Source organism: Zoogloea sp., from assembly GCF_044344315.1.
In the GTDB taxonomy this organism is placed as follows: domain Bacteria; phylum Pseudomonadota; class Gammaproteobacteria; order Burkholderiales; family Rhodocyclaceae; genus Zoogloea.
This window is the reverse complement of the sequence record NZ_JBIJDC010000011.1, coordinates 1-13,537: the sequence shown is the minus strand read 5'-3', so window position 1 is coordinate 13,537 and position 13,537 is coordinate 1. Positions and strand designations below refer to the sequence as shown.

At 66.4% G+C, this 13,537-nt stretch carries 12 protein-coding genes; 7 read left to right on the top strand and 5 right to left on the bottom strand.

Annotation, left to right across the window (positions count from 1 at the left end; all coding sequences use genetic code 11):
• Positions 1–104 precede the first annotated feature (104 nt).
• From ACIQ09_RS03955 to ACIQ09_RS03945, 3 genes are all read left to right on the top strand, one after another.
• The gene (locus ACIQ09_RS03955; RefSeq protein WP_398306429.1) at positions 105–1,139 is read left to right on the top strand and encodes an adenosine deaminase; all 1,035 of its coding nucleotides are present in this window, start codon (positions 105–107) and stop codon (positions 1,137–1,139) included.
• Between the two features lie 680 nt (positions 1,140–1,819).
• Positions 1,820–2,530, top strand: coding sequence for a hypothetical protein (locus ACIQ09_RS03950; RefSeq protein ID WP_398306427.1), 711 nt, complete (start codon positions 1,820–1,822; stop codon positions 2,528–2,530).
• Between the two features lie 103 nt (positions 2,531–2,633).
• On the top strand, positions 2,634–3,521 hold the full coding sequence (locus ACIQ09_RS03945; RefSeq protein ID WP_398306425.1) for a helix-turn-helix domain-containing protein: 888 nt from the start codon (positions 2,634–2,636) through the stop codon (positions 3,519–3,521).
• A 122-nt stretch (positions 3,522–3,643) separates the two neighbouring features.
• Here the strand turns inward: ACIQ09_RS03945 and ACIQ09_RS03940 are convergent, their stop codons facing one another.
• The 3 genes from ACIQ09_RS03940 to ACIQ09_RS03930 form a co-directional block, all read right to left on the bottom strand.
• Positions 3,644–4,684 carry an alpha/beta fold hydrolase gene (locus tag ACIQ09_RS03940; RefSeq protein ID WP_398306423.1) on the bottom strand — a complete coding sequence of 347 codons (1,041 nt, stop codon included), beginning with the start codon at positions 4,682–4,684 and terminating at the stop codon, positions 3,644–3,646.
• Positions 4,685–4,746: 62 nt separating this feature from the next.
• Positions 4,747–5,514, bottom strand: a complete 768-nt coding sequence (locus ACIQ09_RS03935; protein ID WP_398306421.1) for an SDR family NAD(P)-dependent oxidoreductase — start codon at positions 5,512–5,514, stop codon at positions 4,747–4,749.
• A 17-nt stretch (positions 5,515–5,531) separates the two neighbouring features.
• Entirely contained in the window at positions 5,532–7,181 is a 1,650-nt protein-coding gene (locus tag ACIQ09_RS03930) for a flavin-containing monooxygenase (protein WP_398306419.1), read from the bottom strand.
• A 478-nt stretch (positions 7,182–7,659) separates the two neighbouring features.
• Here ACIQ09_RS03930 and ACIQ09_RS03925 point away from each other — a divergent pair, with 478 nt between their 5' ends.
• Complete coding sequence (locus tag ACIQ09_RS03925) at positions 7,660–8,511, top strand: transporter (protein WP_398306417.1); 852 nt, start codon at positions 7,660–7,662, stop codon at positions 8,509–8,511.
• A 61-nt stretch (positions 8,512–8,572) separates the two neighbouring features.
• Complete coding sequence (locus tag ACIQ09_RS03920; RefSeq protein ID WP_398306415.1) at positions 8,573–9,583, top strand: AraC family transcriptional regulator; 1,011 nt, start codon at positions 8,573–8,575, stop codon at positions 9,581–9,583.
• Positions 9,584–9,594: 11 nt separating this feature from the next.
• Here ACIQ09_RS03920 and ACIQ09_RS03915 read toward each other — a convergent pair whose 3' ends face one another.
• Positions 9,595–10,425, bottom strand: a complete 831-nt coding sequence (locus ACIQ09_RS03915) for a LysR family transcriptional regulator (protein WP_398306413.1) — start codon at positions 10,423–10,425, stop codon at positions 9,595–9,597.
• Between the two features lie 11 nt (positions 10,426–10,436).
• Positions 10,437–10,583 (bottom strand): hypothetical protein, encoded by a 147-nt coding sequence (locus tag ACIQ09_RS03910; RefSeq protein ID WP_398306411.1) that lies wholly within the window; start codon positions 10,581–10,583, stop codon positions 10,437–10,439.
• 107 nt (positions 10,584–10,690) lie between these two features.
• Between ACIQ09_RS03910 and ACIQ09_RS03905 the strand changes: the two genes are divergently transcribed.
• The gene (locus tag ACIQ09_RS03905) at positions 10,691–12,115 is read left to right on the top strand and encodes an MFS transporter (RefSeq protein ID WP_398306409.1); all 1,425 of its coding nucleotides are present in this window, start codon (positions 10,691–10,693) and stop codon (positions 12,113–12,115) included.
• 98 nt (positions 12,116–12,213) lie between these two features.
• Positions 12,214–13,314, top strand: coding sequence for an NADH:flavin oxidoreductase/NADH oxidase (locus ACIQ09_RS03900; protein ID WP_398306407.1), 1,101 nt, complete (start codon positions 12,214–12,216; stop codon positions 13,312–13,314).
• Positions 13,315–13,537: the final 223 nt, after the last annotated feature.

The window sequence follows — 13,537 nt, the reverse complement described above, 5'->3', positions numbered from 1 at the left end:
GACCCCGTTTCTCCTCGCGAAGTGGCACTTGGGCGCGGCTTCGGCTGCGCCCTTTTTATTTGGCATCTAAGATGCGGGTATTCTGCAGCCCACCGGGAGACACCATGACCGCACCCGACCCCCTCGACATCGCCCTCGGCATGCCCAAGGCCGAGCTCCACGTGCATATCGAAGGCACCCTGGAGCCCGACCTGGCCTTCGCCCTGGCGCGCCGCAACGGCATCGCCCTGCCCTATCCCGACGAGGCCGCCCTGCGCGCCGCCTACGCCTTTGACAGCCTGCAGAGCTTTCTCGACCTGTACTACGCCTGCGCCGACGTACTGCGCACCCGGGAAGACTTCTACGACCTGATGCTGGCCTACCTCAAGCGCGCCGCCGCCGACAAGGTGATCCACGTGGAGGTCTTCTTCGACCCGCAGACCCACACCGCCCGCGGCGTCCCCTTCACCACCGTGCTGGAAGGCCTGGAAGACGGCCTCGCCGAGGGGCGGGCGCGCTACGGCATCTCCGGCCGGCTGATCCTGTGTTTCCTGCGCCACCTCAGCGAGGACGAATGCCTGGCCTGCCTGGACGAGGCCGAGCCCTGGCTGGACCGCATCCATGGCTTCGGCCTGGACTCTTCCGAGAAGGGCCACCCGCCGTCCAAGTTTGCCCGCCTGTTCGCCCGCTGCCGCGCCCTCGGCAAACCGGTGGTGGCCCACGCCGGCGAGGAAGGCCCGCCCGAGTACATCACCGAAGCCCTCGATCTCCTCGGCGCGGTGCGCATCGACCACGGCGTGCGCGCCACCGACGACCCCGCGGTGCTGGCCCGCCTGGCCCGCGACGGCATCCCCCTCACCGTCTGCCCCCTCTCCAACACCCGCCTGTGCGTGTTCGAGAAGATGAGCGATCACAGCCTGCCCCGGCTGCTCGCGGCCGGCGCCAAGGTCACCCTCAACAGCGACGACCCCGCCTACTTCGGCGGCTACCTCAACGCCAACCTCCGCGCCGTCCAGGAGGCCTTCCACTTCGACACCCCCACCTGGTACCGCCTGGCCCGCAACAGCTTCGAAGCCAGCTTCGCCACCGACGCCGAGAAGGCCGGCTGGATCGCCCGGCTGGATGCGTATTTCAAGGCCATGGGGGCTGCGACAGGCTGAGCTCGGATCAGTCCAGGCCTCGTTACCTCTGACAAAGCGTGGACGGCAGCCCTTCTGTGAGGTCGAATTCATCCTGCTTTCCTCCGTTTGACGCGTCGTCTGACGGTCGATACGGTCTCTGCTGTGGGGGCGACTTCAGTCGCCCACCCACGCGTCGATCACAGGCATGCCCTTTATCAACGTCCGCGGGCGACTGAAGGCGCCCCCACAGTCCCTCCAGCCGCCCTTGGCGCGTCCCATGAACCCCTTCAGCTTCACCCATCGGGTGATCCGGCCAGTGGAGGGAAAACCCGTGTCAGCATTGGGTTTGCGTCTGGTTCGGGGAGCACAACCGAGGAAAACAGGTTTATTCGACCTCGGACTCTGATGAAAGGCATGCCGATGATTCAGCGGACTCAGGTCGAATGAATTCGACCCCACGGGAGGAGGTGAAGCCGCTGCCCGTGTGGGGGCGATCTCATTCGCTGTGGGTTGGTCGGTTGATGCAAAAGGCATGGACCGTGCCGCCCTCGCCCGGGATAATGCGGCCTCTCCCGTGACTTGAGGCGCCACCCTTGAACCTGAACGGACCCGCTTGCCCTGCCTGTGGTGGCAAGCCAATCAGCCTGTGGCGAAAGGCGTGTATCCGTCCGGGGCGCAGCTTTGCTTGTCAGTCCTGCGGCGCGCCCCTACGTCTGGGTATGCCGGGCTTTCGGCAGCTCCTGCTGCCCGCCTGTGTCGGAACGCTGGCCAGTCTTGCACCCGGCATCCTGATCTGCACCGGCATCCTCATTCTGGCGATAGGACTGCTTGCCCGAGAGGTGCCGGTGGAAGCCGCACCCGCGGACTCAACCCGTCCCAAGACCCGTCCTGCCCTTACCGCCTGGCTTCTGGGGATGGCAGCCATGAGTGTGCTCGCACTCAGGGTGAATTTCTTCCCGGCGCCCGAAGTCGCCCTGTTCGCGCTGGGCGCAGCCCTTTTCCTGTCATACGTAATGACCCGCTGGGTGGGGTCAGCCGACGTCATCGAAGGCGAGCGCGTCCATCTCTACCTGCTTGGGTTTGTTCTCCTGGTCTACCTGCACTACCTGCCTTTTGCCGCCGTGCTGCCAGCCTGGCCCGCCCATCAATTGGGAGAGGTGCGTACCTTTCAGGCGCAGGTTTCCTTCAAGGGCGGCTCCCATCGCCTTGGCGCCTGCAAAACCCGGATCGAGCTGGATACCGAAGACCTGTTTTCCAGGTGGAGCATTTGCCTGCCGGAGGCCCAGTGGGATCCCCTCCAGAAGGGCGATGCGGTGGTCGTGACGAGCGCGTCCTCATGGCTGGGGGATTACGTGCTGCACGTGGGCCGGCAGGCATCGTCACATGGGGATGGGGCCGGCGTCGCGGGCCTAGCAAATCCCGGAAATTGATCAGACAAATTTATTAATCAATTCAAGGATTCTTGTATTCTAGGCATCCGTCGATTTCGGTACGGTCTGTTCCACGCACCTTCTGCCCCAGACGAGTCGTCCGATGCCAACGCTGATCACACCGCGAGATCTTCCTACCTGGGTGCCGGGGCAGATTGTTTCTGCCAGCGACGGGCTGGGCTGGAAGGATGTGGGGCACCGGGCCTATCTCTACACCGGGCTCGATGTGCCGATCCCCCCGATGGATCACTACATGGTGGTGCGTTACCGCAGCGGCCAGACTCCCATGGACCGCCGGGTGGAGGGGCGGTGGACGCGCAAACGCTGCATGCCAGGGGACTTCTCTCTCCTTACCCGTTCAGAGCAATCCCACTGGCACTGGACGGAGTGCATCAACGTCACCCACACCTACCTCTCCGAGGCGCTGATGGCCCGCGTGGCCACCGACATCACAGATCGGCCCATCTGCGAGGTGCGTCTGCATGATGTGCTGCAGGCCCAGGATCCTGTCGTGACGGGGATCGTCGATGCCATCACTGCCGAGGCAGAACATCGGGGAATGGGGGGCAGCCTGTATGCCGAATCCCTGGCGATCCAGCTGGCCGTCAATCTCTTCCGCAAGTACGCGCTGATCAAGTTCCGGGACGACATGCCGGTGGGGCCGTTGTCGCCGGGCCGGATGCGTCGTCTGGACGAATACCTGGACACGCACCTGCATGAGGGGGTCACCATCGAGCAGATGGCGGACATCGTCGGTCTGGGGGTGTGGACCTTCTCGCGGCATTTCCGGGCCACCACGGGGGTGTCGCCCTACGATTACGTCACCCGGCGCCGACTTGAACGGGCGGTCCGGCTGCTATCGACGGGGGGCCAGGCCATCAAGGAAGTGGCGGCCATGTGCGGTTTTGCCGACCAGGCGCACCTGACGCGGATGATGCGTGGGCGCATGGGCACCACGCCGGCCCGTCTGCGCAAGGAAGGGCTGGCCTGAGCGGGTGCAGCCCGTGGTACAGGTAAAAAGAGGGCGCACCAGCTGGCTCTGATGCGCCCGAGAAGGAAGGTGGCTGACATGCTCCGCCCGGGGGCGGCGCAGTCATCCGCTTCCGGAGGGGGCTATGCGCCGAGCAGGGCCCGCAGATTGGCGTCCAGTTCCGCCACGGCGTTGGCATCGGTGCCGAACAGGGCGAGATGCCCGTCCATGCTGGTAATCGGGCGGAACTCGCTGCCCGGGATGAGTTGCTGTTCGGCCAGGCAGTCGCTGGGCGGGAAGAACATGTCGTGGCTGATGGGCATCACGAAGGTCTTTGCCTTGATGCGCCCCAGGGCCTGGGCCAGATCACCGCCGGTGTGCCGGCTCACATCACCACGCTGCCACTTCCAGGCCATGCACAGCAGGTTGTTGGGGTCCATGGGGCCGAAGTAGCCGGTCATGAACTGATCGACGAAGGCGTCCATGTTCTCGAAGCCCAACACCCGGTGGCGGCCACCGCGGAAGAACTCGGTGCTCCAGCCCATCACTGTCCACAGCTTGGCGTGACGGCGCAGGCCGGCGGCCACCTCGGCCGGATCGGCATAGCTGCCCCCCCGGAAGCCCGGGTCGGTAGTGATGGCCTCCATCAGCGTGTCGGCAAAGACGAAGTCGTGCTCGGTGTTGCGCGCGGTACCGGCGATGGGGGCTGCCCGCTCGACCATGTCCGGGTAGCGCACGGCCCATTCGTAGGTCTGTTGGGCGCCCATCGAGCCGCCCACCACCAGGGCCAGCCGCTCGATGCCGAAATGCTCGGTGAGCAGGCGGTGCTGGGCGCGGACGTCGTCACCGATACGCACGCGGGGAAAATTCGGGCCGGCGATCGGGGCAGGGGCATTGCTCGGAGAGAGGGAGAGCCCATTGCCGATCTGGTTGACCACGATGATGAAGTAACGGTCTGGATCCAGGGCGTGGCCCGGGCCGATATAGACCTGTTCCATGATCTTGCTGGTGCCCGAATACCAGGTCGGGACGAGGATGGCATTGTCCCTGGCGGCATTGAGCTGCCCATGGGTGGCGACGGCCAGTGTGCAGTCGTCCAGCACGCCGCCTTCCTCAAGCTCAAGCCGACCGATGCTGATGGTCTTGAAGGGGCCGTGGATGTCCTGGGTGTAATAGGTGTTCATGTGTGTTTCCTCCGGAAGGTGGGCTGGCACGCCAGTGCAGGCCAGCCCTGAGGTGAGGGCGCTCAGCGGGCGGTGTAACCGCCGTCAATGACCAGCTCGGCGCCGGTCACCCAACGGGCTTCGTCCGATGCCAGATATACGGCGCCCCAGGCGATGTCGTCGGGGGTGCCGGTGCCGCCCAGGGGGTGGAGGGCATCCAGATGAGCCTTGGCCGCGTCGTGTGCCAGCCCGTTGTCGTGGACGTAGCGGTCCACGAGCGGGGTGAACACGAAGCCGGGGTGGATGGAGTTCACGCGGATGCGCTCCCTGGCATAGAGCAGGGCGTCGTTCTTGGTCATGGTCCGCACGGCGCCCTTGGCGGCGTGGTAGGGCGGAATGTCACCGCCCCCGACGATCCCGTAGATGGACGAGATGTTGATGATCGAGCCGCTGCCGGCCTGGCGCAGGTGGGGGATGACGTGTTTGGTGCACAAGAAGACCGAGGTCGCATCCACGGCCATGACCCGGTTCCATTCGGCCAGGGGCAACTGGTCGGTGGGGATGTTCTGACCTTCGATGCCCGCGTTATTGACCAGTACGTCGATACGCCCGAAATGCGTGGCCGTCAGCCGCATTGCTTCGCAGACCCGGTCCTCGTCGGTCACGTCGCCCTGCACGAAAAGGGCTTTGCCCCCGGCGGTGCAGATGGCGTCTGCCACGGCCTGACCCTGGGTGTCGCGGTCGAGGATGACCACTGCGGCGCCTTCTTCGGCCATGCGCCGGGTGATGGCCAGCCCGAGGCCGCTGCTGCCGCCGGTGATGACGGCGGTCTTTCCGGAAAGTCGATTCATGGTGCTCTCCTTTCTGTTCAGCGCATGGCGAAGCCGGGGTAGCCCTTGCTGGCCAGGTCGTCGCATTGGCTGTTGTAGTTGCCCACTCCGCCGATGTAGGAGATCAGGCGACGGGGTTTGCCGTCCACGTTGGAGCCCATGTACCAGGAGTCGGTCTTGACCACGAGGGTCTTGGCGGCGGTCTCGTCGTGGTGCTGCACCCAGTTGTCTTCAAACTCCTTGGTGGCTTCCACCACCTTCTTGCCGTGTTTGCGGGCGTAGATGATGCAGTCGGTGATCCAGTCCACCTGTTGTTGCAGGCAGGTGGTCATGTTGCACAGGGCTGCCGACGGGGCCAGGGGCGCGCCGGTGGTGAACAGGTTGGGATAACCGTGCACCTGCAGGCCCATGGCGGTGCGGATCTCCTGGCTCCATTGCTCCTTGAGGGAGCGGCCGTCGCGTCCGCGGAAGTCGATGCGGGTGAGGGCGCCGGAGCCGGCATCAAAGCCCAGGGCAAGGATGATCACATCCACTTCATGTACCTTCCCGTCGGCGGTCTGGAGGCCTTCGGGCACGACCCGTTCGATGGGCACGGTGCTGCAATCCACGGCTTCCACGTTGGGTTGCAGGTACACCTCCAAGTATTTGTTCTCCAACGGCACGCGGTGGGTGCCAAAGCCGTAATCCTTCGGGATCAGCAGATCACAGAGATCTTCCCGGTTCTGCAGGCGCGTGCGCATCTTGGCGCGGACGAACTTCGATACCTCCTCGCTGACCTCCTCATCCACGAACATCTCGGGGAAGGACGCGAGCCACAGGGCCAGTGAGCCGTCGTTCCACAGACGCTCCAGTACTTCGGTGCGCTCTTCCGGCGTCTTCTCGGCCCAGGGGCCGGCGTCGAAATCGTAGTCGAAGCCGGCAAAGGTGGAGCGGACCCGCTTCTTCAGCTCGTGGAAGCGCGAGCCCCACTTCTCCCAGTCCTCCCGCGAGTACTTGGGGTTGTGCATGGGGATGACGTACTGGGGCGTGCGCACAAACACCTTCATGGAGCCGACCTCCGGGGCGATGCTCTGGATCACCTGGATGCCGGTGGCGCCGGTGCCCACAACGGCCACCCGCTTACCCTTCAGGTCCACCGGCTCCTTGGGCCACAGGCCGGTGATGTAAAGCTCGCCCTTGAAAGACGCCTGGCCGGGGAAACGTTCGACGATGGGGGCGGACAGCATGCCGCAGCAGGCAATGAGGAACTGGGCTGTCATCTCGACACCGTCAGCGGTGGTGATACGCCACAGATCTTCCTGTTCGTCATAGTGGGCCGAGGTGATCCGGGTATTGAACTGGATGTCCTTTTTCAGATCGAGCTTGTCGGCCACGTGATTGAGCCAGCGCTCAGTTTCGGGCTGGGCGGGAAAGCGTTCGGACGGCTGCCAGGATTTGTACAGTTCCTCGGAGAACCAATACTGGTAGATCTCTGCCTGGGAGTCGAAACGTGCGCCGGGATAGCGGTTCCAGTACCAGGTGCCGCCCACGCCGGTGCCGGTCTCGAAGGCGCGCACCTTCATCCCGAGCTCCCGCAGGCGGTGCAACTGGTAGAGGCCGGCGACGCCCGCTCCGATCACGATGGCATCGAAATGCGGCGCAGCGCTCTGGTTCGATGCGGCTGCCCCTTGGGCTTGTGTGGTGTTCATATCGTCTCCTTCACATTCTTATGCTGTGGGGTTGCCCCCTGGCGGGGGCTTCTGCAGTGGCACGGGTCGGCACCTTGTTCGAGGCACCGGGCCCCGTGTTGAGAAGGACTTTAGGAGGAGAGACGACGGCACATCTTGTCGATCCTTGGCGTTCTTTTGAACGAAGCGTGAAAGTGCCATCCCTTTTCTGGGGGGCTATTCGGCAATCAACTAGATTTCCATTCGGTCAAGATCCGGGCCGGATAGAGGAAATAAATAAATGCCGTTCCGGGACAGGTCGTTGCCGAATTGGAACGGGCAGTCCGTGCCATTCACGGCAGATTTGCCGCGGGGTTTTCGAGCGCATCAGACCGAATGCGCGACCCCACCCAAAGGAGACATTTTCATGATTAAAAAGAATGCGCCGGACCTCGTCTGCAATTGCCCGGATACAGGCACCCGAATCCGCCACGCTGGACATAAGCGGATTGCGGTCACGATGGTCGCTGCCGCCATCGCGTTGGTGTCGCAACAGGTGTGTGCGGTGAGCGTGGATGCCGGAGACTACGATTACGTGCCGGCAGGCACCCGGCTCGGGCTGCTCTACTACCAGTATTCGAGCGGTGACACCCTTTACGCGGGGGGGCGCCGGGTTTCCGACGATGCGGGCGTGCGCGCCCAGGTGGGGGTTCTGAGGGCGGTCAAGTATGTGGACATCGGCGGGATCACCGTCGCGCCCCAGTTCCTGCTGCCCTTCGGATCGATCCAGACGGCCGGCGATCTCGGGGGCGCCAGCGTGCGCAATGGGGTGGGCGACCTGATCCTGGCGAGTACCGTGTTTCTCTACAAGGACGAGCGTCGGCGCGTGCTGGGGGTGACACCCTGGCTGTGGCTGCCCACCGGGCAGTACGACCGCCATCGCACGCTCAATCCCTTTGGGGAGAATCGCTGGAAGTTTGCTCTCCAGGCCGCAGGCGTGATGCCCCTGGGGGCGTCGTTCTCCCTCGATCTGGTGGGTGATGTGCAGTTTTATGGGGACAACCGCGATTTTGGCCCTGGCAGCCAGACCTTGAGCCAGCGGCGCAGTTGGGATCTTCAGTCACACCTGCGCTATCACCTTTCTCCGGCCACCGCGTTCAGCCTCAGCCTGTCCCAGCTGAGCGGGGGCGAGACCGAAGTCGACGGAGTGGGTCAGAACGACAGGCAACGCCGCAGCCGCGCATCGATCGGCGCGTCGCACTTCCTTGTACCGGGCTGGCAGGTGCTGGGCACCCTGGGCAAGGACCTCACGGTGGATAACGGCGTGCGCGAAGATGTGCGCGTCAATCTGCGTCTGCTGAACGTCTTCTGACGCGGTTCCGGCCGGTACGGCCCTGCGGTCGGGGCCGGCCGCCCAGAGTGAGGAGAGAGCCATGGAGAGCTTGAGCGGCGCGTTGGTCATGGATGCGGGCGGTGCCATGACGGACAGGCATCGGTTGATTGTTACCCACGATTTTGACGAGCTGGAGGTCTTTACCCGGCGGGTGTACATGCCCTATCGCGTTCACCCCGGGGCCCGCTGCCTGGCGCCCGATGCCGATCTGCATGCGGTGTCCATCGGCCAGATGACCCTGAGCCGGTTCTCCTACGGGATACCGGTGCATCTGTCCGACTTCTTTCAGCAGGCGGGCATGGGCATGGTGCTCACCACCATCCGGGGCGCGGCCCGGCACTGGAGTTCGGCGCGGACGGCGGTGGAGACCGGCGTGGGTGAGAGTTTTCTGGTGGATACCAGCCGTACCGACTATCAGGCGTCCTTCAATGAGGATCATCTTCAGGTGAATGTCACCTTTCCCCACGACTGCCTGGAGAGGCTCTACCTGCGCTGGGCAGGCCACCCTGCCGACGCGCGCTTGTGGGCCACCAAGCTGGCCATCGGTGGACGTACCTCGGCCTGGAATGCGTTGCTCGAATACTGTTGCCGCTGTGTCGCCGAGTTTCCCCGGCAGGTGGCGGAAGGGCCCCTGGGGCGGCATCTCGAGGAGATGCTGGGGATGCACATGCTGATGGAGTGGAGTGCCCGGGCGGGTGTGCCGCCGCATCCTTCCACACCCGCGCCACGGCAGGTTCTGCAGGCCGAACACTATATGCGCGAGCATGCCCGGCAGGCCCCGACGGTGGGCGAAGTCGCCCAGGCGGTGGGCGTCAGTGCGCGGGGCCTGTCCTCGGCTTTCCGTCACTTTCGCAGCACCACGCCCATGGCCTTCTTGCGTGAAGTGCGCCTCGACGGCGTCCGGCGGGCCTTGATCGCCGCACCGGAGGGGGCGACGGTGGCCTCCATCGCCGAGCAGTGGGGGTACGCCAATCTGGGCGCCTTTGCCGCCCGCTTCCGGGCGCGTTTTGGCGAATACCCGTCAGCGCTGCTGCGCAGCTCATTGCGCTGAGCGGCCGCGGGTCATTCCGCCGGAGGCCAGGGCGGCGCCGCCGTGAGCGAGCGATCCGCCCCGCACACCGCCCGCAGCAGGCCCCGCAGCCAGCGGTGGGCGGGGTCGGCGTCCAGGCGGGGGTGCCAGAGCAGGGAGACGGTGATCTCCGGCAAGGCGAAGGGCAGGGGGAAGCTGTGCATGCCGGCGCGCAGGATGCCGGTGTGGCGTTCGGGCACGCTGGCGATCAGGTCGGAGGCGCGGGCCAGGGCCAGGGCGGCGGCAAAGCCGTCGACGAGGGTGATGATCTGCCGCGTCAGCCCGAGGGCGTCGAGGGCTTCGTCGATGGCCCCCCGCGCCTGCCCCGGGCGTTCCACGCGGATGTGCCGGCTGGCGGCATAGCGCGCAGGCGTCACCTCGCCGTGGGCGAGGTCGTGCCCAGGCTGCACCACGCCGACGAAGCGGTCACGGAACAGGGCTTGCACGCGCAGCTCCGGTGCTGCGTTCTTGCCGACGACGCCGGTTTCCAGGTCGACGCTGCCATCGCGCAGGGGGGCGCTGTCCTTGTCGGGTTTGCGCACGAAGCGCAGGCGCACGCCGGGGGCTTCCTCGCCGGCCCGGGCGATGAGCGCCGGCCCGAAGTTCTCCACGAAGCCCTCGCTGGTGCGCAGGGTGAAGGTCCGCTCGAGCTGCCCGAGGCGGGCGTCTTCGGCAGGGCGCAGCACGGCGTTGGCGTCCTGCACCAGCTGGCTGACCCGGTCGCGCAGTTCGATAGCCCGGGGCGTCGGCACCAGGCCACGCCCGGCCCTCACCAGCAGCGGGTCGCCGGTGGTGTCGCGCAGGCGCGCCAGGGCCCGGCTCATGGCCGAGGGGCTCAGGCGCAGGCGCCGCGCACGCTGCCTTCAGCGAGCAGGGCATCCAGGGTGATCAGCAGGTTGAGATCGGGTGGGGACATGGGGCCTGTCCTGCGTCGGCGTGAGGGATCAAATGAATCAGGGCCTTCCCTGAACTTAGCATGCATGGCGTCTGGTGCATGGATTAAGTGCAAATGCTGCGCCTTCCGCCATACCGGCGTCAGCCCTATGCTTCCTGTAGCCCGCTTCGGGGCGCGATCAGGACAAGGCGTTGATGATGAAGACCCTCCAGGTACAAGTGGAAGCCGTTGCTCCCGTCAGCACGTCGGGGCGCTGGGCCCTGGCCAGCCTGGCGCTGCCCATGTTGCTGTCGGCCCTGGGCACCAGTATTGCCAACGTGGGCCTGCCGACCCTGGTGCAGGCTTTTGATGCGTCCTTCCAGGCGGTGCAGTGGGTTGTGCTGGCCTACCTGCTGGCGGTCACCACGCTGGTTGTCAGTGCCGGGCGGCTGGGCGATGCCCTCGGCCGGCGCCGGCTGATGCTGGCCGGTCTGGGCCTGTTCACCGTGGCCTCGGCCCTGTGCAGCCTGGCGCCCACCCTCGGGTGGCTGATTGCGGCCCGCGCGCTGCAGGGCCTGGGCGCCGCCGTGATGATGGCGCTGACCCTGGCTTTCGTCGGCGAGATGGTGCCCAAGGCGCAGACCGGCCGCGCCATGGGGCTGCTGGCCACCCTGTCGGCGACGGGGACGGCCCTCGGCCCCTCCCTGGGGGGCGTGCTGATTGCGGCTGACGGCTGGCCGGCCCTCTTCTACGTCAATGTGCCCCTGGGCATGCTGGGCCTGGTGCTGGCCTATCGCCATCTGCCGGCCGACCGGCGGAGCGGTACCTTGGCGTGGGGCGGCCTTGACCCCCTGGGGAGCGCGCTGCTGGCCCTGACCCTTGCCGCCTACGCCCTTGCCATGACCCTCGGGCGTGGCCACTTCGGGGTGCTCAACGTCGCCCTGCTGCTGGCCGCCCTGGGTGGGCTCGCCGCCTTTGTGCGGGTCGAGGCGAAGGCAGCATCGCCGCTGATCCGCCCGACCATGTTCCGCGATGTGACCTTGAGCATCTGCCTCGCCACGAGCGCCCTGGTGGCGACGGTGATGATGGCGACTCTGGTGGTCGGGCCCTTCCACCTCGCCCGCGGGCTGGGGCTGGATGCCGTGCAGGTGGGGCTGGCGGTGTCTGTCGGCCCGCTGGTCGTCGCCCTGGCCGGCGTGCCCGCGGGGCGCATCACCGACCGTTTCGGTGCCCGGCGCATGACCCTCGTCGGGCTGCTGGCCATGGGCGTGGGGGCCTTCACCCTGGCGTTGCTGCCGGCCAGCCTGGGCCTTCCCGGCTATCTGGCGCCCCTGATTGTCATCACGGCCGGCTACGCTCTCTTTCAGACGGCCAACAATACCGCGGTCATGGTGGGGGTGAGCGGCGAGGGGCGTGGCCTCGTCTCGGGCCTTCTCAGCCTGTCGCGCAACCTGGGGCTGATCACCGGTGCGTCGCTGATGGGCGCGGTGTTCATTGCGGCGGCGGGGGGCGTGAACATTCTTGCGGCCGATCCCGGCGCTGTCGTCACGGCCACCCGGATCACCTTTGGCGTGGCGGGCGGACTGGTGCTGGTGGCGCTTGGGCTGGCGGGCCGCCGGCTTCGCCGTGAAGTTGATTGAAGGCTTGGCCCGGCCCGGGAACCGTCAGCCACCTTGACCGATCCCATGCTCAACGCCCGCCAGCTGGCGGGTGCATCCCTTTACCGAGGTCTGTATTGATGTCTGCCCTTTTTTCCCCGTTTTCGCTCAAGGATGTCACCCTGCGCAACCGCATCGCGGTGCCGCCCATGTGCCAGTACAGCGCCACCGACGGCCTGACCAATGACTGGCACCAGGCCCATTACGCCGGCCTGGCCCGGGGTGGGGCCGGGCTGGTCATCGTCGAAGCCACCGCTGTGGCCCCCGAAGGCCGCATCAGCCCGGGCTGCCTGGGCCTGTGGAACGACGAGCAGGCCGCCGGCCTGGCCCGCATCGCCGCCGCCATCAAGGCCGGCGGTGCCGTGCCGGGCATCCAGATTGGCCACGCCGGCCGCAAGGCCAGCGCCAACCGCCCCTGGGAAGGGGACGACCACATTCCCGAGGGCGACCCCCGCGCCTGGCACATTCTGGGCCCCTCGGCCATCGCCTTTGGCGCCAACCTGCCCCGCGTGCCCACGGCCATGAGCCGGGACGACATTGCCCGGGTGCGCAGCGACTTTGCCGCCGCCGCCCGCCGCGCCCGCGATGCCGGCTTTGAGTGGCTCGAACTTCACTTCGCCCATGGCTACCTGGCCCAGAGTTTCTTCTCGGTGCATGCCAACCAGCGTGATGACGAATACGGCGGCGGCTATGCCGGGCGCAGCCGCTTCCTGCTGGAAACCCTGGCCGCCGTGCGCGCCGAGTGGCCCGAGCGCCTGCCCCTGACCGCCCGCTTTGGCGTCATCGAATACGACGGCCGCGACGCGGAAACCCTGGCCGAATCCATCGAGCTCACCCGTGCCTTCCGTGCCGGCGGGCTGGACCTGCTCAACGTCAGCGTCGGCTTCTCCATCCCCGACACCCAGATCCCCTGGGGCCCGGCCTTCCTGGCGCCGCTGGCCGAACGGGTGAAGCGCGAGGCCGGCCTGCCGGTGGCCTCGTCCTGGGGCATCGACGCCCCGGCCACCGCCAACCAGGTGGTGGCCGACGGGCAGATGGACCTGGTGATGGTCGGCCGCGCCCACCTGGCCAACCCCCACTGGCCCTACCAGGCTGCCCTGCAATTGGGCGAGCAGCGGCCGTCCTGGGTGCTGCCGGCACCCTACGCCCACTGGCTGGAGAAATATCGGCCAAACCGCTGAGGGGGCGGCCTCTGCCAGGGGTCGATTGAATTGGCTCTGTTCGCGTTAAGTGTGGAAAGCGTTTTCGCTCCGACAGGTAAGGCTTGAGCCCTGACTTGCGGGCGTTCCGGTGTTTGGCGTTACGTTGGCCGGGAATTCGCCCCGGCGGGCGACCTTCTTCTTTGCTTCGCCAAAGAAGAAGGCAAGAAAGGCGACCCGGCCACCCCGGTCATTCGCTGCGCGA

What these genes read in the sequence shown, in the direction of transcription:
- ACIQ09_RS03925 (WP_398306417.1), top strand. Translation starts at nt 7,660, where the DNA reads ATGGTCGCTGCCGCCATCGCGTTGGTGTCGCAACAGGTGTGTGCGGTG.
- ACIQ09_RS03915 (WP_398306413.1), bottom strand. Translation starts at nt 10,425, where the DNA reads ATGAGCCGGGCCCTGGCGCGCCTGCGCGACACCACCGGCGACCCGCTG.
- ACIQ09_RS03930 (WP_398306419.1), bottom strand. Translation starts at nt 7,181, where the DNA reads ATGAACACCACACAAGCCCAAGGGGCAGCCGCATCGAACCAGAGCGCT.
- ACIQ09_RS03920 (WP_398306415.1), top strand. Translation starts at nt 8,573, where the DNA reads ATGGAGAGCTTGAGCGGCGCGTTGGTCATGGATGCGGGCGGTGCCATG.
- ACIQ09_RS03905 (WP_398306409.1), top strand. Translation starts at nt 10,691, where the DNA reads ATGATGAAGACCCTCCAGGTACAAGTGGAAGCCGTTGCTCCCGTCAGC.
- ACIQ09_RS03955 (WP_398306429.1), top strand. Translation starts at nt 105, where the DNA reads ATGACCGCACCCGACCCCCTCGACATCGCCCTCGGCATGCCCAAGGCC.
- ACIQ09_RS03945 (WP_398306425.1), top strand. Translation starts at nt 2,634, where the DNA reads ATGCCAACGCTGATCACACCGCGAGATCTTCCTACCTGGGTGCCGGGG.
- ACIQ09_RS03940 (WP_398306423.1), bottom strand. Translation starts at nt 4,684, where the DNA reads ATGAACACCTATTACACCCAGGACATCCACGGCCCCTTCAAGACCATC.
- ACIQ09_RS03910 (WP_398306411.1), bottom strand. Translation starts at nt 10,583, where the DNA reads ATGCATGCTAAGTTCAGGGAAGGCCCTGATTCATTTGATCCCTCACGC.
- ACIQ09_RS03935 (WP_398306421.1), bottom strand. Translation starts at nt 5,514, where the DNA reads ATGAATCGACTTTCCGGAAAGACCGCCGTCATCACCGGCGGCAGCAGC.
- ACIQ09_RS03900 (WP_398306407.1), top strand. Translation starts at nt 12,214, where the DNA reads ATGTCTGCCCTTTTTTCCCCGTTTTCGCTCAAGGATGTCACCCTGCGC.
- ACIQ09_RS03950 (WP_398306427.1), top strand. Translation starts at nt 1,820, where the DNA reads ATGCCGGGCTTTCGGCAGCTCCTGCTGCCCGCCTGTGTCGGAACGCTG.